Source organism: Bacillus sp. Au-Bac7, assembly GCF_021341655.1.
Taxonomy (GTDB): domain Bacteria; phylum Bacillota; class Bacilli; order Bacillales; family Cytobacillaceae; genus Niallia.
The window spans coordinates 17,184-44,017 of sequence record NZ_JAJTTG010000020.1; the positions used below are offsets into that span (position 1 = coordinate 17,184).

Annotated in this window: 34 protein-coding genes and 1 other annotated feature; all 34 genes read left to right on the forward strand. The window is 40.3% G+C overall.

Features of this window, described 5'->3' with window-relative positions; all coding sequences use genetic code 11:
• Position 1 precedes the first annotated feature (1 nt).
• Entirely contained in the window at positions 2-691 is a 690-nt protein-coding gene (gene rplA / locus LXM54_RS25035; protein ID WP_192486454.1) for a 50S ribosomal protein L1, read from the forward strand.
• 58 nt (positions 692-749) lie between these two features.
• Positions 750-893: a sequence feature (ribosomal protein L10 leader region), on the forward strand.
• Positions 894-922: 29 nt separating this feature from the next.
• Entirely contained in the window at positions 923-1,423 is a 501-nt protein-coding gene (gene rplJ / locus LXM54_RS25040) for a 50S ribosomal protein L10 (RefSeq protein ID WP_192486435.1), read from the forward strand.
• Positions 1,424-1,484: 61 nt separating this feature from the next.
• The gene (gene rplL, locus LXM54_RS25045) at positions 1,485-1,847 is read left to right on the forward strand and encodes a 50S ribosomal protein L7/L12 (RefSeq protein WP_192486434.1); all 363 of its coding nucleotides are present in this window, start codon (positions 1,485-1,487) and stop codon (positions 1,845-1,847) included.
• A 128-nt stretch (positions 1,848-1,975) separates the two neighbouring features.
• Positions 1,976-2,581, forward strand: a complete 606-nt coding sequence (locus LXM54_RS25050; RefSeq protein WP_233318662.1) for a class I SAM-dependent methyltransferase — start codon at positions 1,976-1,978, stop codon at positions 2,579-2,581.
• Between the two features lie 244 nt (positions 2,582-2,825).
• Positions 2,826-6,386, forward strand: coding sequence for a DNA-directed RNA polymerase subunit beta (gene rpoB / locus LXM54_RS25055; protein ID WP_233318664.1), 3,561 nt, complete (start codon positions 2,826-2,828; stop codon positions 6,384-6,386).
• Between the two features lie 120 nt (positions 6,387-6,506).
• Positions 6,507-10,106, forward strand: coding sequence for a DNA-directed RNA polymerase subunit beta' (gene rpoC, locus LXM54_RS25060; protein ID WP_233318666.1), 3,600 nt, complete (start codon positions 6,507-6,509; stop codon positions 10,104-10,106).
• 185 nt (positions 10,107-10,291) lie between these two features.
• The gene (locus tag LXM54_RS25065) at positions 10,292-10,540 is read left to right on the forward strand and encodes a 50S ribosomal protein L7ae-like protein (protein WP_233318668.1); all 249 of its coding nucleotides are present in this window, start codon (positions 10,292-10,294) and stop codon (positions 10,538-10,540) included.
• A gap of 103 nt (positions 10,541-10,643) precedes the next feature.
• Positions 10,644-11,066: a 30S ribosomal protein S12 gene (gene rpsL, locus LXM54_RS25070; RefSeq protein WP_233318670.1), complete on the forward strand. Its 423-nt coding sequence runs from the start codon at positions 10,644-10,646 to the stop codon at positions 11,064-11,066.
• Positions 11,067-11,107: 41 nt separating this feature from the next.
• Positions 11,108-11,578: a 30S ribosomal protein S7 gene (rpsG, locus tag LXM54_RS25075; RefSeq protein ID WP_127742395.1), complete on the forward strand. Its 471-nt coding sequence runs from the start codon at positions 11,108-11,110 to the stop codon at positions 11,576-11,578.
• A 45-nt stretch (positions 11,579-11,623) separates the two neighbouring features.
• The gene (gene fusA, locus LXM54_RS25080; RefSeq protein ID WP_233318672.1) at positions 11,624-13,699 is read left to right on the forward strand and encodes an elongation factor G; all 2,076 of its coding nucleotides are present in this window, start codon (positions 11,624-11,626) and stop codon (positions 13,697-13,699) included.
• Between the two features lie 113 nt (positions 13,700-13,812).
• Positions 13,813-15,000, forward strand: coding sequence for an elongation factor Tu (gene tuf / locus LXM54_RS25085; protein ID WP_233318674.1), 1,188 nt, complete (start codon positions 13,813-13,815; stop codon positions 14,998-15,000).
• 392 nt (positions 15,001-15,392) lie between these two features.
• On the forward strand, positions 15,393-15,701 hold the full coding sequence (rpsJ, locus tag LXM54_RS25090) for a 30S ribosomal protein S10 (protein ID WP_233318676.1): 309 nt from the start codon (positions 15,393-15,395) through the stop codon (positions 15,699-15,701).
• Positions 15,702-15,739: 38 nt separating this feature from the next.
• A complete protein-coding gene (gene rplC / locus LXM54_RS25095; RefSeq protein ID WP_233318678.1) occupies positions 15,740-16,366 on the forward strand; it encodes a 50S ribosomal protein L3 in 627 nt (208 codons plus the stop codon).
• Between the two features lie 28 nt (positions 16,367-16,394).
• Positions 16,395-17,018: a 50S ribosomal protein L4 gene (gene rplD, locus LXM54_RS25100; RefSeq protein WP_233318680.1), complete on the forward strand. Its 624-nt coding sequence runs from the start codon at positions 16,395-16,397 to the stop codon at positions 17,016-17,018.
• Positions 17,015-17,302, forward strand: coding sequence for a 50S ribosomal protein L23 (gene rplW / locus LXM54_RS25105; protein WP_182103050.1), 288 nt, complete (start codon positions 17,015-17,017; stop codon positions 17,300-17,302). The genes rplD and rplW overlap by 4 nt, the downstream gene beginning before the upstream one ends.
• Positions 17,303-17,331: 29 nt before the next feature.
• A complete protein-coding gene (rplB, locus tag LXM54_RS25110) occupies positions 17,332-18,162 on the forward strand; it encodes a 50S ribosomal protein L2 (protein ID WP_233318682.1) in 831 nt (276 codons plus the stop codon).
• 60 nt (positions 18,163-18,222) lie between these two features.
• The gene (gene rpsS / locus LXM54_RS25115; RefSeq protein ID WP_233318684.1) at positions 18,223-18,501 is read left to right on the forward strand and encodes a 30S ribosomal protein S19; all 279 of its coding nucleotides are present in this window, start codon (positions 18,223-18,225) and stop codon (positions 18,499-18,501) included.
• Positions 18,502-18,519: 18 nt separating this feature from the next.
• Positions 18,520-18,861, forward strand: coding sequence for a 50S ribosomal protein L22 (gene rplV, locus LXM54_RS25120; RefSeq protein WP_233318686.1), 342 nt, complete (start codon positions 18,520-18,522; stop codon positions 18,859-18,861).
• Positions 18,862-18,864: 3 nt separating this feature from the next.
• A complete protein-coding gene (gene rpsC, locus LXM54_RS25125) occupies positions 18,865-19,521 on the forward strand; it encodes a 30S ribosomal protein S3 (protein WP_127742415.1) in 657 nt (218 codons plus the stop codon).
• 2 nt (positions 19,522-19,523) lie between these two features.
• Positions 19,524-19,958, forward strand: coding sequence for a 50S ribosomal protein L16 (rplP, locus tag LXM54_RS25130; RefSeq protein WP_127742417.1), 435 nt, complete (start codon positions 19,524-19,526; stop codon positions 19,956-19,958).
• The gene (gene rpmC, locus LXM54_RS25135; protein WP_003351417.1) at positions 19,948-20,151 is read left to right on the forward strand and encodes a 50S ribosomal protein L29; all 204 of its coding nucleotides are present in this window, start codon (positions 19,948-19,950) and stop codon (positions 20,149-20,151) included. Before rplP ends, rpmC begins: the two co-directional genes overlap by 11 nt.
• Positions 20,152-20,171: 20 nt before the next feature.
• A complete protein-coding gene (gene rpsQ, locus LXM54_RS25140; RefSeq protein ID WP_233318739.1) occupies positions 20,172-20,435 on the forward strand; it encodes a 30S ribosomal protein S17 in 264 nt (87 codons plus the stop codon).
• Positions 20,436-20,475: 40 nt separating this feature from the next.
• Entirely contained in the window at positions 20,476-20,844 is a 369-nt protein-coding gene (gene rplN, locus LXM54_RS25145; protein ID WP_016204567.1) for a 50S ribosomal protein L14, read from the forward strand.
• A 37-nt stretch (positions 20,845-20,881) separates the two neighbouring features.
• Positions 20,882-21,193, forward strand: coding sequence for a 50S ribosomal protein L24 (gene rplX, locus LXM54_RS25150; protein WP_233318690.1), 312 nt, complete (start codon positions 20,882-20,884; stop codon positions 21,191-21,193).
• Positions 21,194-21,219: 26 nt separating this feature from the next.
• A complete protein-coding gene (gene rplE, locus LXM54_RS25155) occupies positions 21,220-21,759 on the forward strand; it encodes a 50S ribosomal protein L5 (protein ID WP_233318692.1) in 540 nt (179 codons plus the stop codon).
• A gap of 25 nt (positions 21,760-21,784) precedes the next feature.
• Positions 21,785-21,970 carry a 30S ribosomal protein S14 gene (gene rpsN, locus LXM54_RS25160; protein ID WP_009499044.1) on the forward strand — a complete coding sequence of 62 codons (186 nt, stop codon included), beginning with the start codon at positions 21,785-21,787 and terminating at the stop codon, positions 21,968-21,970.
• A gap of 29 nt (positions 21,971-21,999) precedes the next feature.
• The gene (gene rpsH, locus LXM54_RS25165) at positions 22,000-22,398 is read left to right on the forward strand and encodes a 30S ribosomal protein S8 (protein WP_233318694.1); all 399 of its coding nucleotides are present in this window, start codon (positions 22,000-22,002) and stop codon (positions 22,396-22,398) included.
• A gap of 31 nt (positions 22,399-22,429) precedes the next feature.
• The gene (gene rplF / locus LXM54_RS25170) at positions 22,430-22,966 is read left to right on the forward strand and encodes a 50S ribosomal protein L6 (RefSeq protein ID WP_233318696.1); all 537 of its coding nucleotides are present in this window, start codon (positions 22,430-22,432) and stop codon (positions 22,964-22,966) included.
• A 32-nt stretch (positions 22,967-22,998) separates the two neighbouring features.
• Positions 22,999-23,361 (forward strand): 50S ribosomal protein L18, encoded by a 363-nt coding sequence (gene rplR / locus LXM54_RS25175; RefSeq protein ID WP_233318698.1) that lies wholly within the window; start codon positions 22,999-23,001, stop codon positions 23,359-23,361.
• Positions 23,362-23,384: 23 nt separating this feature from the next.
• Positions 23,385-23,891 carry a 30S ribosomal protein S5 gene (gene rpsE, locus LXM54_RS25180; RefSeq protein WP_233318700.1) on the forward strand — a complete coding sequence of 169 codons (507 nt, stop codon included), beginning with the start codon at positions 23,385-23,387 and terminating at the stop codon, positions 23,889-23,891.
• 13 nt (positions 23,892-23,904) lie between these two features.
• Complete coding sequence (rpmD, locus tag LXM54_RS25185) at positions 23,905-24,087, forward strand: 50S ribosomal protein L30 (protein ID WP_233318701.1); 183 nt, start codon at positions 23,905-23,907, stop codon at positions 24,085-24,087.
• A 32-nt stretch (positions 24,088-24,119) separates the two neighbouring features.
• The gene (rplO, locus tag LXM54_RS25190) at positions 24,120-24,560 is read left to right on the forward strand and encodes a 50S ribosomal protein L15 (RefSeq protein ID WP_233318703.1); all 441 of its coding nucleotides are present in this window, start codon (positions 24,120-24,122) and stop codon (positions 24,558-24,560) included.
• Positions 24,560-25,855: a preprotein translocase subunit SecY gene (secY, locus tag LXM54_RS25195; RefSeq protein WP_233318704.1), complete on the forward strand. Its 1,296-nt coding sequence runs from the start codon at positions 24,560-24,562 to the stop codon at positions 25,853-25,855. Before rplO ends, secY begins: the two co-directional genes overlap by 1 nt.
• Positions 25,856-25,923: 68 nt before the next feature.
• Positions 25,924-26,574: an adenylate kinase gene (locus tag LXM54_RS25200; RefSeq protein ID WP_233318706.1), complete on the forward strand. Its 651-nt coding sequence runs from the start codon at positions 25,924-25,926 to the stop codon at positions 26,572-26,574.
• Positions 26,575-26,834 lie beyond the last annotated feature (260 nt).

The window sequence follows — 26,834 nt, forward strand, 5'->3', positions numbered from 1 at the left end:
TATGGCTAAAAAAGGTAAGAAGTATTTAGAAGCTATCAAGCAAGTTGATCGTACTAAAGCTTACCCAGTTGCAGAAGCAATTGAACTAGTTAAAAAAACAAGCACTACAAAATTTGATGCATCAGTTGAAGTTGCTTTCCGTCTAGGAGTAGATCCTAAGAAAGCTGACCAACAAATCCGTGGAGCTGTTGTGCTTCCACACGGTACTGGTAAAACTCAACGCGTGTTAGTTTTTGCTAAAGGCGATAAGCTTAAAGAAGCAGAAGCTGCAGGTGCAGATTTTGTTGGAGATGCTGAATATATCACTAAAATCCAACAAGGTTGGTTCGATTTCGACGTTATCGTTGCTACTCCAGACATGATGGGTGAAGTTGGTAAACTTGGTCGCGTATTGGGACCTAAAGGTTTAATGCCAAACCCTAAAACTGGAACAGTTACTTTTGATGTTACAAAAGCAGTTAACGAAATTAAAGCTGGTAAAGTAGAATACCGTGTGGACAAAGCTGGAAACATCCACGTTCCAATCGGTAAAGTATCTTTCGAAGATGCTAAACTAGTTGATAACTTCACAACTATCTTTGAAACAATGCAAAAAGTAAAACCTGCAGCAGCAAAAGGAACTTACATGAAGAACGTTTCTGTTACTTCAACAATGGGTCCTGGCGTAAAAGTAGATCCTTCTACTGTTTGATAAAAATTGGCATTTGACAAAACAAGATAGATAGCCTATACTACATCTTGTTGTTAAAATAAATATAACATTTATACCAAAGACAGCAGGTGCTTAACGCTTAATTCCCTGCCGAGGTAATACGATAGACTTAACAGTTGTGTAAACGACTATTGTATATTCCTCCATGTCTTTTCGGATGTGGAGGATTTTATTTGTCGGTATGAATGTAATTCTACAGGAGGTGTAAAGATGAGCAGCATTATCGAACAAAAGCAGCAAATTGTATCTGATATCGCAGAGAAATTGAAAGCTAGTAAATCAACAATCGTTGTTGACTACCGTGGTCTTTCTGTTTCTCAAGTAACTGAACTTCGTAAACAGCTTCGTGAAGCTGGCGTTGAATTCAAAGTTTACAAAAACTCAATGACACGCCGCGCTGCTGAAGCTGCTGGACTAAGCGGTCTTAATGATGCTTTGACTGGTCCTAACGCTATTGCATTCAGTAATGAAGATGTAGTTTCACCAGCAAAAATTCTTAACGACTTCGCTAAGAAAAACGAAGCGCTTGAAATTAAAGCGGGTGTAATTGAAGGAAATATCGCTTCTGTTGAAGATGTTAAAGCTCTTGCTGAGCTACCATCTCGCGAAGGACTTCTTTCTATGCTACTCAGCGTGCTTCAAGCACCAATCCGCAACTTCGCTCTTGTTACAAAAGCAGTTGCAGAACAAAAAGAAGAACAAGGAGCGTAATCTATTACGCTACTATCATGTATCCTAATAAAACACATACAAAACAAGGAGGAAAAATATAATGTCTAAAGAACAAATCTTAGAAGCAGTTAAAAACATGACTGTTTTAGAACTAAACGACCTAGTTAAAGCTATTGAAGAAGAATTCGGTGTAACTGCAGCAGCTCCTGTTGCTGTTGTTGGTGCTGCTGGTGGAGACGCTGCAGCTGAAAAAACTGAGTTTGATGTAGTTCTTGCATCTGCTGGAGATCAAAAAATCAAAGTTATCAAAGTTGTTCGTGAAATCACAGGCCTTGGTCTTAAAGAAGCGAAAGAACTTGTTGACAACACTCCTAAAGCTGTTAAAGAAGGAGCTACTAAAGAAGAAGCTGAAGAAATCAAAGCTAAACTTGAAGAAGTTGGAGCTAACGTTGAAGTTAAGTAATGTTAGTTTGGAAAAGCCCGCTGCATAGGCGGGCTTTTTTGACCTTGAAATAAACAAATGTTAAAATACATTTTGTTAATATCCTCGGAAGCATTTCTTCTATTAAATCTCCATGGAGGTGGTCAAGTATGACTGAACATTATTACTCTCGTTCCCAGAATGTTAGCAGTGATCCAAATTATTGGGACTTTACCCTAAAAGAAAACAAATTTCGTTTTAAGACAGACAATGGGGTGTTCTCCAAGAAAGAAGTAGACTTCGGTTCACGGGTATTAATCGAGGCTTTTACATACCCAGAAGTTGATGGCGACATACTTGATGTAGGTTGCGGGTATGGTCCAATCGGACTCTCTATTGCAAAAGAAGCGATGGATAGAAAAGTGCATATGGTTGATGTCAATGAAAGAGCATTGGCACTAGCGAAAGAAAATGCTGCTCTCAATCAAATTGGCAATGTTGTTATTTATGAGAGTGACAGACTACTGCAGGTAAAAGGGAACAAATTTGCAAGTATCTTAACAAATCCGCCAATCCGCGCAGGAAAAAAGGTTGTCCATGATATATTTGAACAAAGCTATGAGCATCTCATCAATAATGGAGAGCTGTGGGTTGTTATTCAAAAAAAACAGGGAGCTCCATCTGCTTTGGAAAAACTGGAACAGTTATTCCAAGAAGTAGATGTTGTTGATAAGCAAAAAGGTTATTTTATTATAAAAGCAAAAAGGATTGACTAGTCCGAATCGTTGTGATAGCATTGTATAATGCCAATATATTATTTTTCTTTTATCCATTTTTTTATTCAATTAATGTATAAAATTGGTGGATTTCGGAAAAGCTAACAAAATAATACTTGAAATATGAAAAATGCGGTTTTTTGTTTTGAAAACCCTTTTTCTTTTTGTCTTATAAATAACATTGTATGCTGTTTATAAGATGTTAATAGATGTACTATAACGTTTGATTTGAGGGGTGAATCAGTTGACAGGTCAACTTGTTCAGTATGGACGACACCGCCAGCGCAGAAGCTATGCACGAATTAGTGAAGTTTTAGAATTACCAAATCTAATAGAAATCCAAACCTCTTCCTATCAATGGTTTCTAGATGAGGGATTGCGTGAAATGTTCCAAGATATTTCACCAATTGAAGATTTTACTGGCAACTTATCATTGGATTTTATCGACTACAGTTTAGGTGAACCAAAGTACTCTGTCGAGGAATCAAAAGAGCGAGATGTTACATATTCAGCACCATTGCGTGTAAAGGTTCGTCTTGTTAACAAAGAAACAGGGGAAGTAAAGGACCAGGATGTATTCATGGGTGATTTCCCACTTATGACAGAGACTGGTACGTTCGTAATTAACGGTGCAGAACGTGTAATCGTATCACAGTTAGTTCGTTCTCCAAGTGTTTACTATAATGGTAAATTAGATAAAAACGGTAAAAAAGGATTTACTGCTACTGTAATTCCAAACCGTGGTGCTTGGCTAGAGTACGAAACAGACGCGAAGGATGTAGTGTATGTGCGTATTGACCGTACACGTAAACTTCCAATAACAGTATTATTGCGTGCGTTAGGATTTGGATCCGATCAAGAGATTCTTGACTTAATCGGGGACAATGAATACTTGCGAAATACTCTTGAAAAAGATAACACAGAAGGTACGGAGAAAGCTCTTTTAGAAATTTATGAGCGTTTACGTCCTGGTGAGCCGCCTACTGTTGAAAATGCGAAAAGTCTATTGGTGTCAAGATTCTTTGATCCAAAGAGATATGACTTAGCAAATGTAGGTAGATATAAAATTAATAAAAAGCTTCATATCAAAAATAGATTGTTCGGCCAACGTTTGGCAGAAACACTTGTGGACCCTGAAACAGGCGAAATTATCGCAGAGAAGGGTACTCTTTTAGACAGACGTGCATTGGACCGTATCATTCCTAACTTGGAAAATAACATCGGCTTTAAAACTCTTAACCCATACGGTGGCGTTTTAGAAGATGATGTAACAGTTCAATCTGTTAAAATCTATGCACCAATTGATGATGGAGAAAAAGAAATTAACGTTATTAGCAATGCATATGTAGAGGAAGCTGTTAAAAACATCTCTCCTGCAGATATCATTTCATCAATCAGTTATTTCTTTAACCTGCTTCATGGTGTTGGTCTGACAGATGATATCGACCACTTAGGTAACAGACGTCTGCGTTCTGTTGGGGAATTGCTTCAAAACCAATTCCGCATCGGTTTATCAAGAATGGAGCGTGTAGTTCGTGAAAGAATGTCTATTCAGGATACAAACACGATTACTCCGCAACAATTGATTAATATCAGACCTGTTATTGCGTCTATTAAAGAATTCTTCGGAAGCTCACAGCTTTCACAGTTCATGGACCAAACAAACCCGCTTGCTGAGTTGACTCATAAACGTCGTTTATCTGCATTGGGACCTGGTGGTTTGACACGTGAACGTGCTGGCTTCGAAGTTCGTGATGTTCACTACTCTCACTATGGACGTATGTGTCCAATTGAAACTCCAGAGGGACCGAACATTGGTTTGATCAACTCCTTGTCTTCATTTGCGAAAGTGAACCGTTTTGGTTTCATTGAAACGCCGTATAGACGTGTAGATGCAGAGACAGGCCAAGTAACGAATCATATCGATTACTTGACTGCTGATGAGGAAGACAACTATGTTGTTGCCCAAGCGAATTCTCGCCTTGGAGATGACGGTTCTTTCCTAGATGAGGAAGTAGTTGCACGTTTCAGAGGGGAAAACACTGTTGTTAAACGCGATCGCATCGACTATATGGATGTATCTCCTAAACAGGTTGTGTCTGCAGCGACAGCATGTATTCCGTTCTTAGAAAATGATGACTCGAACCGTGCCCTTATGGGAGCGAACATGCAACGTCAAGCTGTGCCTTTGATGCAGCCGGAAGCTCCAAGAGTAGGTACTGGAATGGAATATGTTTCTGGTAAAGACTCAGGTGCTGCTGTTATCTGTAAGCATGAAGGTATTGTTGAACATGTTGAAGCACGTGAAGTGTGGGTAAGAAGAGTTACTGTTATTGACGGTCAAGAAGTTAAAGGTAACTTAGATAAATATAGAATGCTTAAATTCATTCGTTCTAACCAAGGAACTTGCTACAACCAAAGACCAATTGTAGCTGTTGGAAACAGAGTAACAAAAGGCGAAATCCTTGCTGACGGACCTTCTATGGAATTGGGAGAACTGGCTCTAGGAAGAAACGTTCTTGTTGCCTTCATGACATGGGATGGCTATAACTATGAAGATGCCATCATCATGAGCGAACGCCTTGTTAAAGACGATGTGTATACATCTATTCATATTGAAGAATATGAGTCAGAGTCTCGTGATACGAAACTAGGACCTGAAGAAATTACACGTGACATTCCAAACGTTGGGGAAGATGCTCTTCGCAACTTGGATGACCGCGGAATTATCCGTGTTGGTGCTGAAGTGAAAGATGGAGACCTTCTTGTTGGTAAAGTAACTCCAAAAGGAGTAACAGAACTTACTGCAGAAGAGCGTCTACTTCATGCAATCTTCGGAGAAAAAGCACGTGAAGTGCGCGATACAAGTCTTCGTGTACCACACGGCGGCGGCGGAATTGTCCACGACGTGAAGGTGTTTAACCGTGAAGACGGAGATGAACTGCCACCAGGTGTTAACCAGCTTGTACGCGTTTATATCGTACAAAAACGTAAAATCCATGAAGGAGATAAAATGGCGGGACGTCATGGTAACAAAGGGGTTATTTCCCGAATCTTACCTGAAGAAGATATGCCATATCTACCTGATGGTACACCTGTTGATATCATGTTAAACCCACTTGGGGTTCCATCTCGTATGAACATCGGTCAGGTTCTTGAGCTGCACTTAGGTATGGCAGCACGAAGCTTGAATATCCATGTTGCATCACCTGTATTTGATGGTGCTCGTGAGGAAGATGTTTGGGAAACAATTAGAGAAGCTGGAATGGCTCAAGATGCTAAAACAGTTCTTTATGATGGACGTACAGGTGAACCGTTTGATAACAGAGTATCTGTCGGTGTCATGTACATGATTAAACTTGCACACATGGTTGATGATAAGCTTCATGCTAGATCAACTGGTCCTTACTCTCTTGTTACGCAACAGCCATTGGGCGGTAAAGCGCAATTCGGCGGACAGCGTTTCGGTGAGATGGAGGTTTGGGCACTTGAAGCATACGGTGCGGCTTATACTTTGCAAGAGATTCTTACTGTTAAATCAGATGACGTAGTTGGTCGTGTGAAAACATATGAAGCCATTGTAAAAGGTGAGAATGTACCTGAACCAGGTGTTCCTGAATCATTCCGTGTATTAATGAAAGAGCTTCAAAGCTTAGGATTGGATGTTAAAATCCTATCCAGCACAGAAGAAGAAATAGAAATGCGAGATACAGAAGATGATGATGATATTCAACAAGCTGAATCTCTAACAATAGCACCAGATGCACAAGAGCCTGAATCAGAAAAAGTAGGCATGCAAGAGTAACTTGACGCAATTTTGGAGGGAGGCTGACGCTAGTGAAAAGGGGTCAGCCTTCCTAAATTAAACACGTATTAGCAAATGTATGTAGGGCTTAGCCTGAAGATCAAAAGGGAGGTAGGACCCTTGTTGGATGTAAACAATTTTGAATTTATGAAAATAGGTTTGGCTTCACCGGACAAAATCCGTTCATGGTCATTTGGTGAGGTAAAAAAACCTGAAACAATTAACTATAGAACTTTAAAACCAGAAAAAGACGGCTTATTCTGTGAGCGTATTTTTGGTCCTACAAAAGACTGGGAATGTCATTGTGGGAAATACAAGCGTGTAAGATATAAAGGTGTAGTCTGTGACCGTTGTGGTGTAGAGGTAACTCGCGCTAAAGTACGCCGTGAGCGTATGGGTCATATTGAACTAGCAGCACCTGTTTCTCACATTTGGTACTTCAAAGGCATCCCTAGCCGTATGGGTCTTGTATTGGATATGTCACCACGTGCTTTAGAAGAAGTTATCTACTTTGCTTCATATGTAGTGACAGACCCAGGTGATACTGCACTTGAAAAGAAACAGCTTCTTTCTGAAAAAGAATTTCGCGCTTACCGCGACAAGTACGGTGTTAAATTCCAAGCATCTATGGGTGCTGAGGCAATTAAAAAGCTTCTTTCAGACATCGATTTAAACAAGGATGTAGAAGGCTTAAAAGAAGAGTTGAAAACAGCACAAGGCCAACGCCGTACACGTGCTATTAAAAGACTGGAAGTTCTAGAAGCATTCCGCGGTTCAGGCAATGAGCCTTCTTGGATGATCCTAGATGTGCTTCCTGTTATTCCTCCAGAATTGCGCCCGATGGTTCAATTGGATGGTGGACGTTTTGCAACATCTGACCTTAACGATCTATATCGCCGTGTAATCAACCGTAATAATCGTCTGAAAAGATTATTAGATTTAGGTGCTCCAAGCATCATTGTTCAAAACGAAAAACGCATGCTTCAAGAAGCAGTAGATGCGCTTATCGATAATGGTCGCCGTGGCCGTCCGGTTACAGGACCAGGTAACAGACCGCTTAAATCTCTTTCTCATATGCTTAAAGGGAAACAAGGTCGTTTCCGTCAAAACTTGCTGGGTAAACGTGTTGACTACTCAGGTCGTTCTGTTATCGTAGTTGGACCGAACTTGAAAATGTATCAGTGCGGACTTCCAAGAGAGATGGCACTAGAATTATTCAAGCCTTTCGTTATGAAAGAATTGGTTGAAAAAGGTTTGGCGCATAACATTAAATCTGCTAAGCGTAAAATCGAAAGAGTACAACCAGAAGTATGGGATGTCTTAGAAGAAGTTATCAGAGAGCATCCAGTATTGCTTAACCGTGCACCGACATTGCACAGACTTGGTATCCAAGCGTTTGAACCTACTCTAGTAGAAGGTCGCGCTATCCGTTTGCATCCACTTGTTTGTACAGCATATAACGCTGACTTCGATGGTGACCAAATGGCTGTCCATGTTCCATTATCTTCTGAAGCACAAGCTGAAGCTAGATTGCTTATGCTCGCTGCTCAGAACATCTTGAACCCTAAGGATGGAAAACCGGTTGTTACACCGTCACAGGATATGGTTCTAGGTAACTATTACTTGACTCTTGAAAGAGAAGGCGCTGTTGGTGAAGGTATGATCTTCAATGATACGAGCGAGGCGCTGTTAGCATACCAAAACGGTTATGTTCATTTACACACTCGTGTTGCTGTACGTGCAAGCTCTTTGAATAACCAAACATTCACTGAAGAGCAAAACAATCAGCTATTATTGACGACTGTAGGGAAATTAGTATTCAACGAAATTCTTCCTGAATCTTTCCCATACATTAACGAACCAACAAAAGCTAATCTTGAAGAAAAGACTCCAGAAAGATTCTTCGTGGAGCAAGGCACAGATGTGCGTGCAGCGATTCAAGCAATGCCAATCATTGAGCCGTTCAAGAAGAAAATACTTGGAAATATTATCGCGGAAGTATTCAAGCGATTCAAAATCACTGAAACTTCTAAGATGCTTGATAGAATGAAGGATCTTGGCTTCAGACACTCCACAAAAGCTGGTATCACAGTTGGGGTTGCAGATATCGTCGTTCTTGGTGAAAAACAAGAAATTATCGATGAAGCACAAGGTAAAGTAGACAATGTTATGAAGCAATTCAGACGTGGTCTAATCACAGAAGAAGAGCGTTATGACAGAGTAATTTCGATTTGGAGTTCCGCTAAGGATGTTATCCAAGCGAAACTGATGAAATCATTGGATAAACGAAATCCAATCTTTATGATGAGTGATTCCGGTGCCCGTGGTAACGCATCTAACTTTACACAGTTAGCTGGTATGCGCGGATTGATGGCCAACCCGGCTGGTAGAATTATCGAGTTACCTATCATCTCAAGTTTCCGTGAAGGATTAACAGTATTGGAATACTTCATTTCAACACATGGTGCTCGTAAAGGTCTTGCCGATACAGCACTTAAAACAGCGGATTCTGGTTACTTGACTCGCCGTCTTGTTGACGTAGCACAAGATGTCATTGTCCGTGATGATGACTGTGGTACAGACAGAGGATTGCTTGTTGCAGCACTTAAAGAAGGCACAGAAATCATTGAGCCGTTGGATGAGCGTCTAATTGGACGTTATGCAAGAAGACCAATCAGACATCCAGAAACAAATGCAGTTATTGTAGCAGAAAATGAGCTTATCACAGAAGATCTTGCTGTTGAAATCGTAGCTGCTGACATTAAAGAAGTGTGGATTCGCTCTGCATTCACATGTAACACTCGCCATGGCGTATGTAAAAAATGTTACGGACGCAACCTTGCAACTGGCCAAGAAGTTGAAGTTGGTGAAGCAGTTGGTATTATTGCTGCCCAATCTATCGGTGAGCCAGGAACTCAGTTGACAATGCGTACATTCCATACAGGTGGGGTTGCTGGAGACGATATCACACAAGGTCTACCTCGTATTCAAGAGATTTTTGAAGCGCGTAACCCTAAAGGTCAGGCTGTTATTACAGAAATGGCAGGGGTTATTGTCGGAATCAACGAAGGAAGAGACCGTCAGCATGAGATTGTAGTTCAAGGTGAACTTGAAACAAGAACGTATACTGCACCATATACTGCAAGACTTAAAGTGAAGATTGATGATAGAGTTGAACAAGGTCAAGAATTGACTGAGGGTTCTATCGATCCGAAAGAATTAATTAAAGTGAAGAACGTTACTGCAGTACAAGAGTATCTTCTTCGCGAAGTTCAAAAAGTTTATCGTATGCAAGGGGTTGAAATTGGAGATAAGCACGTTGAGGTAATGGTTCGCCAAATGCTTCGTAAAGTGCGCGTAGTTGATGCTGGTGAAACAGAAGTATTGCCAGGCACGCTATTAGATATTCACCAATTTACTGATGCAAACGCAAAAGCTTTAAGAGAAGGTAAACTACCTGCAACTGGAAGACCAGTATTGCTAGGTATTACAAAAGCATCTCTTGAAACTGATTCATTCCTATCTGCAGCATCATTCCAAGAAACTACAAGAGTTCTTACAGATGCAGCTATTAAAGGTAAACGTGATGAATTGCTTGGATTGAAAGAGAATGTTATCATTGGTAAACTTGTTCCAGCAGGTACAGGTATGCCTAGATACCGTCATGCAGAACCAATTACTGTGGACGAAACAACAGAAGAATCTGTTCCAGTTGAGTAATTTACTGGTATAAAACAATGAATTCCAATAGGCAAGGTCTAATAAGTGTAACCGTAAGTTAGATCTTGCTGTTGGTCCATTGTAAGTAATATTTAATTTTTTTGGGAAAAGAATTGACATCTATTTTCATAGATGATACTATATCAAAGGTGCTCCTATTCACCTGTTGCTTTGGAGGATATCTTATGTCTTATGAAAAAGTATCACAGGCCAAAAAAATAGTAGTAGGAACAAAGCAAACAGTAAAAGCGTTAAAGGCTGGGAAAGTAGCAGAAGTAGTAGTTGCTGAAGATGCAGATCCATTTATAATTGGAAAGGTAACTGAAGCTGCCAATGAAGCGAACATCCCAATCATACTTGTGGATTCCATGATGAAGCTCGGCAAATCATGTGGTATAGAAGTAGGCGCAGCAACTGTTGCCATAAATAATTAAAAACTGTTTTTATGGATTTGAACCATGAAAACTTTGTTTTTGCCCTAATATGAACCACCTGGATGTGTGGACTTCAAACATAAATGGAAGGGAGGAAAATTAAATGCCAACTATTAACCAATTAGTGCGCAAGCCTCGTCAATCTGCTCAAGAGAAGTCGAAGTCTCCTGCGTTAAACAAAGGTTATAACAGCTTCAAAAAAACACAAACTGATGTATCTTCACCTCAAAAACGCGGGGTATGTACTCGTGTTGGTACAATGACACCGAAAAAACCAAACTCAGCGTTGCGTAAATATGCTCGTGTACGTTTGACTAACGGTATCGAGGTTACAGCTTACATCCCAGGAATTGGTCACAACCTACAAGAACACAGTGTTGTACTAATCCGTGGAGGACGTGTAAAAGATTTACCAGGGGTACGTTACCATATCGTACGTGGTGCTCTTGACACAGCTGGTGTTAACAACCGTATGCAAGGTCGTTCTAAATACGGTACTAAAAAACCAAAAGCAGCAAAAAAATAATAAACAAATAATATAACAATTGGTTGAAAGGAGGAAATCAAATGCCACGTAAAGGTCCTGTAGCAAAAAGAGACGTATTACCAGATCCAATATACAATTCTAAACTTGTATCTCGTTTGATTAACAAAATGATGATAGATGGTAAGAGAGGTAAATCTCAAGCTATCCTATACTCAGCTTTTGATATCGTTGCACAACGTTCTGGACAAGAGGCTATCGAAGTATTCGATCAAGCTCTTAAGAACATCATGCCAGTACTTGAAGTTAAAGCACGCCGTGTTGGTGGTTCTAACTATCAAGTACCAGTGGAGGTTCGTCCAGACAGACGTACTACTTTAGGTCTTCGCTGGTTAGTTAACTACGCTCGTCTTCGCGGTGAGAAAACGATGGAAGAGAGATTAGCTAACGAAATTCTTGATGCAGCTAACAACACTGGTGCATCAGTTAAAAAGCGTGAAGATACACACAAAATGGCAGAAGCAAACAAAGCGTTTGCTCACTATCGTTGGTAAGATCAAAAATCTAAAAAATACTTTCTTATGGAAGGAGAAAAACCAATGGCTAGAGAGTTCTCCTTAGAAAATACTCGTAATATCGGCATCATGGCTCACATCGATGCTGGTAAAACGACTACAACTGAGCGCGTACTTTACTATACTGGTCGTATCCACAAAATTGGTGAAACTCACGAAGGTGCATCTCAAATGGACTGGATGGAGCAAGAACAAGAACGTGGTATCACGATCACATCTGCAGCAACAACTGCACAATGGAAAGGTAATCGTGTAAACATTATCGATACTCCAGGACACGTAGACTTCACTGTTGAAGTTGAACGTTCTCTTCGTGTATTAGATGGTGCTGTAGCAGTATTGGATGCACAGTCTGGTGTTGAGCCTCAAACTGAAACAGTTTGGCGCCAAGCAACAACTTACGGTGTACCTCGTGTTGTATTTGTTAACAAAATGGATAAAATCGGAGCTGACTTCCTTTATTCATTAAAAACTTTGCATGACCGTCTTCAAGCTAATGCTCATGCAATTCAACTTCCAATCGGTGCTGAAGATCAATTCGAAGGCATTATTGACCTAGTTGAAATGAAGGCAACGTTCTATGGTAATGACCTTGGAACAGATATTGAAGATAGAGAAATTCCTGAAGAGTACAAAGATCTTGCTGAAGAATACCGTGAAAAATTGGTTGAAGCAGTAGCAGAACTTGATGAAGACTTAATGGAAAAATATCTTGGTGGAGAAGAAATTACTAAAGAAGAATTGAAAGCTGCAATCCGTAAAGGAACTGTAAACGTTGAATTCTATCCAGTAATTTGTGGATCTGCCTTCAAAAACAAAGGTGTTCAAAAAATGCTTGATGCAGTAATTGATTACTTGCCTTCTCCATTAGACGTACCAGCAATTAAAGGTACAATTCCTAATTCAGAAGAAGAAGTAACAAGACCATCAAGTGATGATGAGCCATTCGCTGCATTGGCGTTTAAAGTTATGACTGACCCTTATGTTGGTAAATTAACTTTCTTCCGTGTTTATTCTGGTACATTGAGCTCAGGTTCTTACGTACAAAACTCTACTAAAGGTAAGCGTGAGCGTGTAGGACGTATCCTACAAATGCATGCTAACAGCCGTGAAGAGATTACAGAAGTACATGCTGGAGACATCGCTGCAGCTGTTGGTTTAAAAGATACAACAACTGGAGATACTCTATGTGATGACAAAAACCTAGTAATTCTAGAGTCTATGGAATTCCCAGAGCCAGTTATTGAATTGTCTATTGAACCAAAATCAAAAGCTGACCAAGATAAAATGACAACAGCTCTACAAAAACTACAAGAAGAAGATCCTACATTCCGTGCGCATACTAACCAGGAAACTGGACAAGTAATCATCGCTGGTATGGGTGAGCTTCACTTGGATATTTTAGTAGACCGTATGCGTCGTGAATTCAAGGTTGAAGCTAATGTTGGTGCTCCTCAGGTTGCATACCGTGAAACATTCCGCTCTTCTGCTGCAGTTGAAGGTAAGTTCTCACGTCAATCTGGTGGACGCGGACAATACGGCCATGTTTGGATCGAATTCGCTCCAAACGAAGAAGGTAAAGGCTTCGAATTCGAAAATGCTATCGTCGGTGGTGTTGTTCCTCGTGAATACATCGCACCAGTTCAAGCTGGTCTAGAAGATGCATTAGAAAGAGGAGTACTTGCAGGTTACCCATTGGTAGACATTAAAGCTAAATTGTTTGATGGATCATACCATGATGTTGACTCATCTGAAATGGCGTTTAAAATTGCCGCTTCTATGGCACTTAAAAATGCTGCTTCAAAATGTAACCCTGTAATTCTTGAGCCAGTAATGAAAGTTGAAGTAATCATCCCTGAAGAATACATGGGTGATATCATGGGTAACATCACTTCTCGCCGTGGACGCGTAGAAGGAATGGAAGCTCGTGGTAACGCACAAGTAGTTCGTGCGATGGTTCCACTTTCTGAGATGTTTGGATATGCTACAACTCTACGTTCTAGCACACAAGGCCGTGGTGTGTTCTCAATGACATTTGACCACTACGAAGAAGTGCCAAAATCAATCTCTGAAGAGATCATCAAAAAAAATAAAGGGTAATGATTGATTTTACCTTTTCAATGAAGTATAACTACTATGTAAGCAATAAAGCTGTGATATAAATATCACAGCTCCCATACTTAATTTTTACAAATCAAAGGAGGATTTTCCTAATGGCAAAAGCTAAATATGATCGTTCAAAGCCCCATGTAAATATCGGAACTATTGGTCACGTTGACCATGGTAAAACAACTCTAACAGCTGCTATCACTACTGTACTTGCTAAAGCAGGCGGTGGGGAAGCTAAAGGTTACGACCAAATCGACGCAGCTCCTGAAGAGCGCGAGCGTGGAATCACAATCTCAACTGCACACGTTGAGTACGAAACTGCTACTCGTCACTATGCACACGTTGACTGCCCAGGACATGCTGACTATGTTAAAAACATGATCACTGGTGCTGCACAAATGGACGGCGGTATCCTAGTTGTTTCTGCAACTGATGGTCCAATGCCACAAACTCGTGAGCACATCCTATTGTCTCGCCAAGTTGGTGTACCTCACCTAGTTGTATTCTTGAACAAATGTGACATGGTTGATGACGAAGAGCTTCTTGAACTAGTTGAAATGGAAGTTCGCGACCTTCTTTCTGAGTATGAGTTCCCTGGTGATGACATTCCAGTTATCAAAGGTTCTGCTCTTAAAGCTCTTGAAGGTGAAGCAGAGTGGGAAGAAAAAATCAACGAGCTTATGGCTGCAGTTGATGAGTACATCCCAACACCAGCTCGTGACACTGAAAAACCATTCATGATGCCTGTTGAGGACGTATTCTCAATCACAGGTCGTGGTACAGTTGCTACTGGACGTGTTGAGCGTGGACAAGTTAAAGTCGGTGACGTTGTAGACATCATCGGTCTTGCTGAAGAGAAAAAATCTACTACTGTAACTGGTGTAGAAATGTTCCGTAAATTGCTTGATTATGCTGAAGCTGGTGACAACATTGGTGCACTTCTTCGTGGGGTTGCTCGTGAAGATATCCAACGTGGTCAAGTATTGGCTAAACCAGGCACAATTACTCCACACGTAAAATTCAAAGCTGAAGTTTACGTATTGTCTAAAGAAGAAGGTGGACGTCATACTCCATTCTTCACAAACTACCGCCCACAGTTCTACTTCCGTACAACTGACGTAACTGGTATCTGCAACCTTCCTGAAGGTGTAGAAATGGTTATGCCTGGCGACAACATCGAAATGGATGTTGAATTGATTTCTTCTATCGCTATCGAAGAAGGTACTAAGTTCTCTATCCGTGAGGGTGGACGTACTGTAGGCGCTGGCGTAGTTGCTACAATCGTTGAATAATAACCTTTAAAATAAACGGGCCGGTCTAACCGGCTCGTTTTTATTTAGAAATAACGAAAGTGATCTTAGTTTCTTCTATATATATGATGTAATTTTGTTATTTATTATTCTACATAATTATTGAAGAATAGATTGTAATTTTATGACTATTCATTAATGGGTTGAAATATAACGATAGTCGCTGTATAATAATCAAAGTGTACAAAACGTAAAAAGAAAAATAATTTAAGTATTGCTTTTCTTAGAATGTTTATGTATAATAGACAATGTTGGTCTTTGACTGCGATGATGCAGAAGGTTGCTGACACACCCGGCCGCTTTGCCATGGCGAGTGTGTGGGAAATTTCTGCGGAGAATGTCTATTTTAAAATAGGCGAAAAGGAGGGAAAATAATGGCAAAACAAAAAATCCGTATCCGTTTAAAAGCGTATGATCACAAGATTTTAGATCAATCTGCTGAGAAAATTGTTGAAACTGCAAAACGTTCTGGTGCTGCTGTATCTGGACCTATTCCGTTACCAACTGAAAAGTCTATATACACAATCCTACGTGCGGTTCATAAATATAAAGATTCTCGTGAGCAATTTGAAATGCGTACGCACAAACGTCTAATCGATATTGTGAACCCAACACCACAAACTGTTGATTCATTAATGCGTTTGGATTTACCATCAGGTGTAGATATCGAAATTAAACTTTAATTGAAATAAATATATAACTATCAGGAGGTGTGACTGAAATGACCAAAGGAATCTTAGGAAGAAAAATTGGTATGACTCAAGTTTTTGCTGAAAACGGCGATCTTATCCCGGTAACAGTAGTTGAAGCTGCTCAAAACGTTGTACTTCAAAAGAAATCTGTTGAAACAGACGGCTATGAAGCTGTTCAAATCGGTTTCGAAGATAAACGTGAAAAGTTGTCTAACAAACCTGAAAAAGGACACGTTGCTAAAGCAAACACTGCTCCTAAGCGCTTCGTTCGTGAATTGCGAGAAGTTAGCTTAGCAGAGTACGAAGTTGGTCAAGAAGTCAAAGTAGACGTATTCGCTGAAGGCGATATCGTTGATGTAACAGGAATATCTAAAGGTAAAGGTTTCCAAGGCTCTATCAAGCGCCACGGACAATCACGCGGGCCAATGGCTCACGGTTCTCGCTACCACCGTCGCCCAGGTTCAATGGGTCCAGTAGCTCCAAACCGTGTATTCAAAGGTAAAGCATTACCAGGACGCATGGGCGGAGAGCAAGTAACTGTTCAAAACCTAGAAATCGTTAAGGTTGATGTTGAGCGTAACCTTCTATTGATTAAAGGTAACGTACCAGGAGCTAAAAAAGCTCTATTAAAAGTAAAAAGTGCTGTTAAAGCATAATTAGTAATCCGGAAAGGAGGAAACAAGAATGCCTAAAGTTGCATTATTCAACCAAGACGGTACTCAAGCTGGAGATATCGAATTAAAGGATTCTGTATTCGGTATCGAGCCTAACAACCACGTTCTTTTCGAAGCAGTTGTTATGCAAAGAGCTTCTTTACGTCAAGGTACACATAAAACAAAAATTCGTTCTGAGGTTGCTGGTGGTGGCCGTAAGCCATGGCGCCAAAAAGGCACAGGACGTGCACGTCAAGGTTCTATCAGATCTCCGCAATGGCGTGGTGGTGGAACAGTGTTTGGACCAGTTCCACGTAGCTACAGCTACAAATTGCCTAAAAAGGTACGCAGACTAGCAATCAAATCTGCACTTTCTACTAAAGTATTAGAAGAAAGCATTTTAGTATTGCAAAGCCTTGCTTTCGATGCACCAAAAACAAAAGAATTCAAAACTGTTTTAGGTAATCTTTCTGTAGAGAAGAAAGCACTTATCGTAACAGCTGACCTAGATGAGAACGTAGCATTATCTGCTCGTAACATCCCTGGAATCACTGTTGTATCTGCTTCTGATGTTACAGTATTAGATGTATTAAATCATGATAAATTAATCATGACGAAAGCAGCAGTTGAAAAAGTAGAGGAGGTGCTTGCATAATGGATGCACGCGATACTATTAAGCGCCCCGTTATCACAGAACGTTCTACTGACTTAATGGCTGAGAAAAAATATACGTTTGAAGTTGATGTTAGAGCTAACAAAACTCAAGTTAAAGATGCTGTAGAAGAAATCTTTGGCGTTGAAGTTGAGAAAGTAAACATCATGAACTACAAAGGTAAGTTCAAGCGTATGGGCCGTTTCGGAGGCTACACTAACAAACGTCGTAAGGCAATTGTTAAACTAACAGCTGACAGCAAAGAAATCGAATTTTTCGAAGCTTAATATATAACTGAGAAGAGGAGGGAACACAAATGGCGATTAAAAAATACAAACCTACCTCTAATGGTCGACGCAACATGACTTCTTCTGACTTTAGTGAAATCACTACAAGTACTCCAGAAAAATCATTGCTTGCTCCTTTACACAGAAAAGGCGGCCGTAATAACCAAGGTAAGTTAACTGTTCGTCATCAAGGTGGAGGCCATAAGCGTCAATATCGTGTGATTGATTTCAAACGTGACAAAGATGGCATTCCAGGACGCGTTGCTACAATTGAGTATGATCCAAACAGATCTGCTAACATCGCGTTAATCAACTATGTAGACGGTGAAAAACGCTACATTCTTGCACCAAAAAATCTAGAAGTTGGCTTAGAAGTAATGTCAGGACCAGAGGCTGATATCAAGCCAGGTAATGCACTTCCACTAGCTAACATTCCAGTGGGTACTGTTATCCACAACATCGAATTAAAACCAGGTAAAGGCGGACAATTGGTTCGTTCTGCAGGTACTTCTGCACAAGTACTTGGTAAAGAAGGTAAATACGTACTTGTACGTTTAAATTCTGGTGAAGTTCGTCTAGTTCTTGCTACTTGCCGTGCGTCAATCGGTCAAGTTGGTAACGAACAACACGAATTAATCAAGATTGGTAAAGCAGGTCGCTCTCGCTGGTTAGGCAAACGCCCAACTGTTCGTGGATCTGTAATGAACCCTAACGACCATCCACACGGTGGTGGTGAAGGACGCGCTCCAATCGGACGTAAATCACCAATGTCTCCTTGGGGTAAACCAACTCTTGGTGCTAAAACTCGCAAGAAGAAAAACAAATCAGATAAATTTATCGTACGTAGCCGTAAAAAATAACGGGGTTGAACTACGGTTCATAATAAGAACCGTAGAACAATCACGAAGGGAGGTTCAATCATGGGTCGCAGCTTAAAAAAAGGGCCTTTTGTTGATGATCATTTACTAACAAAGATCGAAAAATTAAGTGAGTCTGATAAGAAACAAGTTATCAAAACTTGGTCTCGTCGTTCTACTATCTTCCCACAATTCATCGGTCAAACAATCGCTGTTTATGATGGTCGTAAGCATGTACCTGTTTACATCACTGAAGACATGGTAGGTCACAAACTTGGAGAATTCGCTCCATCCCGTACTTACAAAGGTCATGCAAGTGACGATAAGAAAACAAGACGTTAATGAGAGGAGGGCATTCACATGCAAGCTAAAGCTGTTGCAAATACAGTTCGTATTGCTCCTCGTAAAGCTCGTTTAGTCGTAGATTTAATTCGAGGTAAGCAAGTAGGTGAAGCAGTATCAATTTTGAAGTTAACTCCAAAAGCTGCTTCTCCTATCGTTGAAAAAGTTCTAAAGTCTGCTATTGCAAATGCAGAGCATAACTACGAAATGGATATCAATAACCTAGTGGTTGAGCAAGCATACGTTAACGAAGGACCAACACTTAAACGTTTCCGTCCACGTGCGATGGGTCGTGCAAGTCAAATCAACAAACGTACTAGCCACATCACTATCGTTGTATCAGAAAAGAAGGAGGGGTAATCAGTGGGTCAAAAAGTAAATCCAGTCGGTTTGCGTGTCGGGATCATCCGTGATTGGGAATCTAAATGGTACGCAGGCAAAGACTATGCTGATCTTTTACACGAAGACCTTAAAGTACGTGAGTACATTACAAAACGTTTAAACGACGCTTCTGTTTCTAAAGTAGAAATCGAACGTGCTGCTAACCGTTTGAATGTTACTGTTCACACTGCTAAACCAGGAATGGTTATCGGTAAAGGTGGTACAGAAGTTGAAGCTTTACGCAAAGCTTTAAACTCACTTACTGGCAAACGTGTACACATCAATATTCTTGAAATTAAAAGAGCGGACATGGATGCAAAACTAGTTGCTGAGAACATTGCTCGTCAATTAGAAAACCGTGTATCTTTCCGTCGCGCTCAAAAACAAGCTATCCAACGTTCAATGCGTGCGGGTGCTAAAGGTATCAAAACTATGGTATCAGGTCGTCTAGGCGGAGCAGATATCGCTCGTTCTGAGTCTTATAGTGAAGGAACTGTTCCTTTGCATACTCTACGTGCTGACATTGATTACGCTACAGCAGAAGCAGATACTACTTATGGTAAATTAGGCGTTAAAGTTTGGATCTATCGTGGAGAGATCCTTCCAACGAAGAAGAAAACTGAGGAAGGAGGCAAATAATAATGTTACTACCTAAACGTGTTAAATACCGTCGTGTACACCGTGGAAAAATGCGCGGTCAAGCAAAAGGCGGCACAGAAGTAACTTTCGGTGAATACGGTCTACAATCTTTAGAAGCATCTTGGATTACTAACCGTCAAATTGAATCCGCTCGTATCGCGATGACTCGTTACATGAAACGTGGCGGTAAAGTTTGGATTAAAATTTTCCCACATAAGCCTTACACTGCAAAGCCTCTAGAAGTCCGCATGGGTTCCGGTAAGGGTGCTCCAGAAGGTTGGGTAGCAGTTGTTAAGCCTGGTAAAATTATGTTCGAAATTGCTGGTGTTTCTGAAGAGATCGCTCGTGAAGCACTTCGCCTTGCATCACACAAGCTTCCAGTAAAATGTAAGTTTGTAAAACGTGAAGAAATTGGTGGTGAAACTAATGAAAGCTAATGAAATTCGTGACCTTACCACTGCAGAAATTGAACAAAAAGTTAAATCTTTAAAAGAAGAGCTTTTCAACCTTCGCTTTCAATTAGCGACAGGACAACTTGAAAATACAGCTCGCATTCGTGAAGTACGCAAAGCGATTGCTCGCATGAAAACAGTAATTCGTGAAAGAGAAATCGGCGTCAATAATCGATAACGTGAGAGGAGGTTCGTATGATGAGCGAACGCAATCAACGCAAAGTCTATACTGGCCGTGTTGTTTCTGACAAAATGGATAAAACCGTTACTGTTGTTGTTGAAACGTACAAAAAACACCCACTATATGGCAAACGCGTGAAATACTCTAAAAAGTATAAAGCTCACGATGAGCAAAATACAGCTAAAATTGGCGATGTTGTACGTATTATGGAAACACGTCCATTATCAGCTACAAAACGTTTCCGTCTTGTAGAAGTAGTAGAAAAAGCAGTTATTATCTAATTGTTCGGAATAAGCTTCATCCCGAAGGGAGGTTACACACATGATTCAACAAGAATCACGTTTGAAAGTTGCTGACAACTCTGGTGCTCGTGAAGTACTAACTATTAAAGTTCTTGGTGGTTCAGGCCGCAAAACTGCTAATATCGGTGATATCATCGTTGTTACTGTGAAACAAGCAACACCAGGTGGCGTTGTTAAAAAAGGTGACGTAGTAAAAGCAGTAGTAGTAAGAACAAAGAGTGGTGTACGCCGCGCAGACGGTACTTACATTCGTTTCGATGAAAACGCATGTGTAATTATCCGTGATGATAAGAGTCCACGTGGAACTCGTATCTTTGGACCAGTTGCTCGCGAACTTCGCGATAACAACTTCATGAAGATTGTATCATTAGCTCCAGAAGTACTATAAATCATAAATTCAATTGCCTTTAAGGAGGTGCGAAAAGATGCATGTTAAAAAAGGTGACAAAGTAATGGTCATCTCTGGTAAGGATAAAGGCAAAACTGGTGTAGTTCTTGCAGCGTTCCCTAAAAAGAGCCGTGTGCTAGTTGAAGGAGTAAACATTGTTAAGAAACACAACAAGCCATCCCAGTTGAATCCACAAGGTGGAATCAATGACCAGGAAGCAGCTATTCATGTATCCAACGTTATGCCTATCGATCCTAAAACAGGTGAACCTACACGTGTAGGATCTACATCTGTTGATGGTAAAAAAGTACGCGTAGCGAAAAAATCCGGTGAAATTCTAGATAAATAGTTTAAAAAAGAAGGGAGGTACTATGAATGAACCGCCTAAAAGAAAAGTACACAAAAGAAACTGTACCTGCTCTTATGAGCAAGTTCAACTATAAATCTGTAATGCAAGTTCCAAAGCTTGAGAAAATTGTTATCAACATGGGTGTTGGTGAAGCAGTTGCAAATGCTAAAGCATTGGACATTGCAGTAGAAGAATTGACAGTAATTTCTGGTCAAAAGCCAGTAATCACTCGTGCAAAGAAATCTATCGCAGGCTTCCGTCTACGTGAAGGTATGCCAATCGGTGCGAAAGTTACACTTCGTGGAGAACGCATGTATGAGTTTTTCGATAAACTAGTATCTGTTTCTCTACCACGTGTTCGTGACTTCCGCGGTGTTTCTAAGAAATCTTTTGACGGCCGTGGAAACTACACTCTAGGTGTTAAAGAACAATTGATCTTCCCTGAAGTTGATTACGATAAAGTAAACAAAGTTAGAGGTATGGATATTGTTATCGTTACTACAGCTAACACTGATGAAGAAGCTCGTGAATTATTAACTCAATTTGGAATGCCGTTCCAAAAGTAATCTCTAATTAGAGGGAGGCGTAAATGTGGCTAAGAAGTCAATGATTGCGAAACAAAAACGCACGCCTAAATATAAAGTACAAGAATATACTCGCTGCGAACGCTGCGGACGTCCACATTCTGTGTACCGTAAATTTAAGCTTTGCCGTATTTGTTTCCGTGAATTAGCATATAAGGGACAAATTCCTGGTGTGAAAAAAGCTAGCTGGTAAAACCCCATTATGGGAAGGAGGTTAAAACAATGGTTATGACAGATCCAATTGCAGATTTGCTTACAAGAATCCGTAATGCGAATATGGTACGTCACGAAAAATTAGAGGTACCTGCTTCTAATGTGAAAAAAGAAATCGCTGAAATCTTGAAGCGTGAAGGTTTCATCCGTGATGTTGAATATATTGAAGATAACAAACAAGGAATCATCCGCATTTTTCTTAAATACGGTTCTAGCAACGAGCGTGTAATTACTGGACTTAAACGTATTAGTAAACCTGGTCTTCGCGTATATGCGAAAGCAACTGAAGTACCACGCGTACTAAACGGTCTTGGAATCGCACTAGTTTCTACTTCTCAAGGAGTACTTACTGATAAAGAAGCTCGCGCTAAACAAGTTGGCGGAGAAGTTTTAGCATACGTTTGGTAATATAGGTTTAAATGAATGGAGGTGCAACTAAATGTCTCGTGTAGGTAAAAAACCAGTCGAAGTACCAGCAGGCGTTACAGTTACTATTGATAACAGTACTGTAACGGTTAAAGGTCCTAAAGGCGAATTAACTCGTACTTTTAACTCTGATATCGCAATCAACGTTGAAGAGAACGTGATTAACGTTACTCGTCCTTCAGATGCGAAGGAACATCGTGCATTGCACGGAACAACTCGCGCTTTGTTATCTAACATGGTGGAAGGTGTTTCTAAAGGCTTTGAAAGAGGTCTTGAACTAATCGGTGTAGGTTACCGTGCTCAAAAACAAGGAAACAAACTTGTTCTTAACGTAGGTTACTCTCACCCAGTTGAGATCGAACCAGAAGCAGGAATCGAAATCGAAGTTCCTTCTGCAACTAAAGTAGTTGTAAAAGGTACTAGCAAAGAGCGCGTTGGAGCACTTGCTGCTAACATCCGTGACGTTCGCCCACCAGAGCCTTACAAAGGTAAAGGTATTCGTTACGAAGGCGAATTCGTACGTAGAAAAGAAGGTAAAACAGGTAAGTAATGCCGGATAGGTAAACGAAAGGAGTGACCTGAATGATTACGAAGGCTGACAAGAATGAAACCCGTAAAAAAAGACACGCACGTGTGCGTTCTAAACTAAGCGGTACTCAAGCTCGTCCTCGTCTAAATGTGTTCCGTTCAAACAAACACATTTACGCTCAACTTATTGATGATGTTAATGGCGTAACAATCGCTAGCGCATCTACTTTAGATAAAGAGCTTAACTTAGAATCTGCTAGCAACCTTGATGCTGCTGTTAAGATCGGTGAATTAGTAGCTAAACGTGCTGTAGAAAAAGGTGTTAAATCAGTTGTTTTTGACCGCGGTGGATATTTATATCATGGTCGCGTAAAAGCTTTAGCTGATGCTGCTCGTGAGAACGGCTTAGAATTTTAATAGTCAAAGGAGGGACAAAATAGATGCGTAGTCGTAGTATTGATCCAAACAAACTTGAACTTGAAGAACGCGTTGTTACTATCAACCGTGTAGCGAAAGTTGTTAAAGGTGGACGTCGTTTCCGTTTCTCTGCACTTGTAGTAGTTGGAGATAAAAACGGCAATGTTGGTTTTGGTACTGGTAAAGCTCAAGAGGTACCAGATGCAATCCGCAAAGCAGTTGAAGATGCGAAGAAAAATCTTGTGGAAGTACCTATGGTTGGTACAACAATCCCACACGAAATTATCGGACATTTCGGTGCTGGTGAAATCTTGCTAAAACCTGCTTCTGAAGGTACTGGTGTTATCGCTGGTGGTCCAGTACGTGCAGTGCTTGAGTTAGCTGGTGTTGCTGATATCCTATCTAAATCTTTAGGTACAAACACACCAATTAACATGGTTCGTGCAACTTTAGACGGTTTAAAACAATTAAAACGTGCTGAAGACGTAGCGAAGTTACGTGGTAAATCAGTAGAAGAACTGTTAGGATAAGGAGGGAAATTAGATGGCAAACAAACTGGAAATTACCCTCACTAAAAGCGTTATTGGTCGTCCTCAAGACCAACGCGAAACAGTTAAAGCGTTAGGTTTGCGTAAAGTAAACCAAACAGTACAACAACAAGATAATGCTGCTATCCGCGGCATGATCACTAAAGTATCACATTTAGTATCTGTTAAAGAAAACTAAAAATCATTCTTCTTCAATAAGGAGGTGCCAATATGAAACTTCATGAATTAAAACCTGCAGAAGGTTCTCGTAAAGAACGTAAGCGTGTCGGTCGTGGTATCGGTTCAGGTACTGGTAAGACTGCTGGTAAAGGTCATAAAGGTCAAAATGCACGTTCAGGTGGGGGTGTAAGACTAGGATTTGAAGGTGGTCAAACTCCTTTATTCCGTCGTTTACCAAAACGTGGTTTTACAAACATCAACCGTAAAGAATACGCAATTGTTAACCTTGATGTTCTTAACCGTTTCGAAGATGGAGCAGAAGTGACTCCAGAACTTCTTATCGAAACTGGAATCGTGAGCAACGAGAAAGCAGGAATTAAGATTCTTGCAAATGGCAAAGTTGAGAAAAAGCTTACTGTTAAAGCACATAAATTCTCCTCTGCTGCAAAGGAAGCTATTGAAGCTGCCGGCGGTCAAACTGAGGTGATTTAATGTTTCAGACAATCTCCAATTTTATGCGCGTGGGTGAAATAAGACGTAAAATCATATTCACCCTATTAATGTTGATTATATTCCGTATCGGTACTTTCATACCGGTACCTTATGTAAATGCAGAGTTTTTACAAGCGCAGGATGCTTTTAGTGCCTTCGGTATTCTAAATACATTCGGCGGCGGCGCGCTTAGCAACTTTTCTATACTTGCTATGGGGATTATGCCATATATCACAGCATCTATCATTGTCAGCTTGCTGCAGATGGATGTTGTACCTAAGTTCACTGAATGGTCTAAACAAGGTGATGCTGGTCGACGTAAGTTAACTCAATTTACTAGATACTTCACTATCGTCTTAGGCTTCATTCAGGGCTTTGGAATGTCTTATGGTTTCAATAACCTTGCAGGTGGTGCTTTGATTACTAATCCTGGATTTAGTTCCTACTTGGTAATCTCTGTTGTGTTAACAGCAGGAACTGCTTTCTTGATGTGGCTTGGGGAACTAATCACGTCAAAAGGTGTTGGTAATGGTATATCTATTATCATCTTTGCTGGGATAGCTGCTGGAATTCCAAATATCGCTAACCAAATTTATGCACAACAGTTTGAAAACCCTGGTGATCAATTATTCTTGCGCATTGCTACAGTGCTTCTAATTCTAGTTGCAGTGGTAGCTCTTGTAGTTGGAGTAATCTTCATCCAGCAAGCACTTAGAAAGATCCCAATTCAATATGCGAAAAGAATGACAAATGGAAACAGCTCGGTTGGAGGACAATCTACACATCTTCCGCTAAAGGTTAACTCTGCTGGAGTTATCCCGGTTATTTTCGCGGTTTCATTCTTGGTTACTCCAAGAACAATCGCATCATTCTTTGAGCAAAATGCTGTAACAACTTGGATACAAAAAGTATTCGACTACACGCATCCTATTGGAATGGTTATCTATACAGTATTAATTCTTGCATTCACTTATTTCTATGCTTTTATCCAAGTTAATCCTGAACAAGTTTCAGAGAACTTGAAAAAGCAAGGTGGATACATTCCAGGTATCAGACCAGGAAAAAGTACGCAAGAATATTTGACTCGTGTTCTTTACCGTTTAACATTAGTCGGTGCATTATTCTTGGCTGTTATTGCCATTCTTCCAGTGTTCTTTATCAACATTGCCGGGTTACCGCAATCTGCGCAAATTGGTGGAACGAGTCTACTAATCGTAGTCGGTGTTGCACTGGAAACAATGAAGCAGTTAGAATCCCAACTAGTTAAACGTCACTATAAAGGATTTATAAAATAACATATAATTTTAGGGGACTCTTGTCCCTTGAATTTTATGTGCAAGACTTTATTTAGGGGGGAATACGCATGAATTTAGTCTTAATGGGGCTCCCTGGCGCAGGCAAAGGTACACAAGCCGAGAAGATTGTCGAGAAATATGGCATCCCTCATATCTCAACTGGTGATATGTTCCGTGCTGCAATGAAAGATGAAACAGAGCTTGGACTAAAAGCAAAATCATTTATGGATAAAGGTGAATTGGTTCCTGATGAAGTTACTATCGGGATCGTTCGCGAAAGACTTAGTAAGGATGATTGTGAAAAGGGTTTTCTTCTAGACGGATTCCCTCGTACTGTTCCACAAGCTGAAGCTTTAGAATCCATTTTGTCTGATTTAGAAAAAAGACTTGATTATGTAATCAATGTTCAAGTCGATCAAGAAATATTAATGGAAAGACTGACAGGACGCCGTATTTGTAAGTCTTGCGGAGCGACATACCATTTGGTGTTTAACCCGCCTGCTAAAGAAGATACATGCGATCGCTGTGGCGGTGAGTTATATCAACGCGCAGATGATAATGAAGCTACTGTCAAAAACCGTTTGGATGTTAACATCAAACAATCTCAACCATTACTTGATTTTTATGAGTCAAAAGGCTACTTGAAAAACTTCAATGGCCAACAAGATATTTCAAAAGTATTCTCAGATCTGGATGAATTACTAAGTACTCTTAAGTAATCCTAAATTCATAAAACACTTTTGCTTAGACTAATCTGAATCTAGCATGGACTTAAATCAGAGAATAAAATAGAAGAATTGGGATGAAATGGCTAAGGAGTTTATTCCTAAACATGATGCATTTCCTTTTTTCAAAAGGTATAATAATTCCTATGGTTATATCTGTAACAAATAAAGCATAAATATGAATTTTAATGTTTATGTGAGTTAGAAGAATAATCAATTTATGATAATTGGTGCAGAGTATTTTGGATTTCATG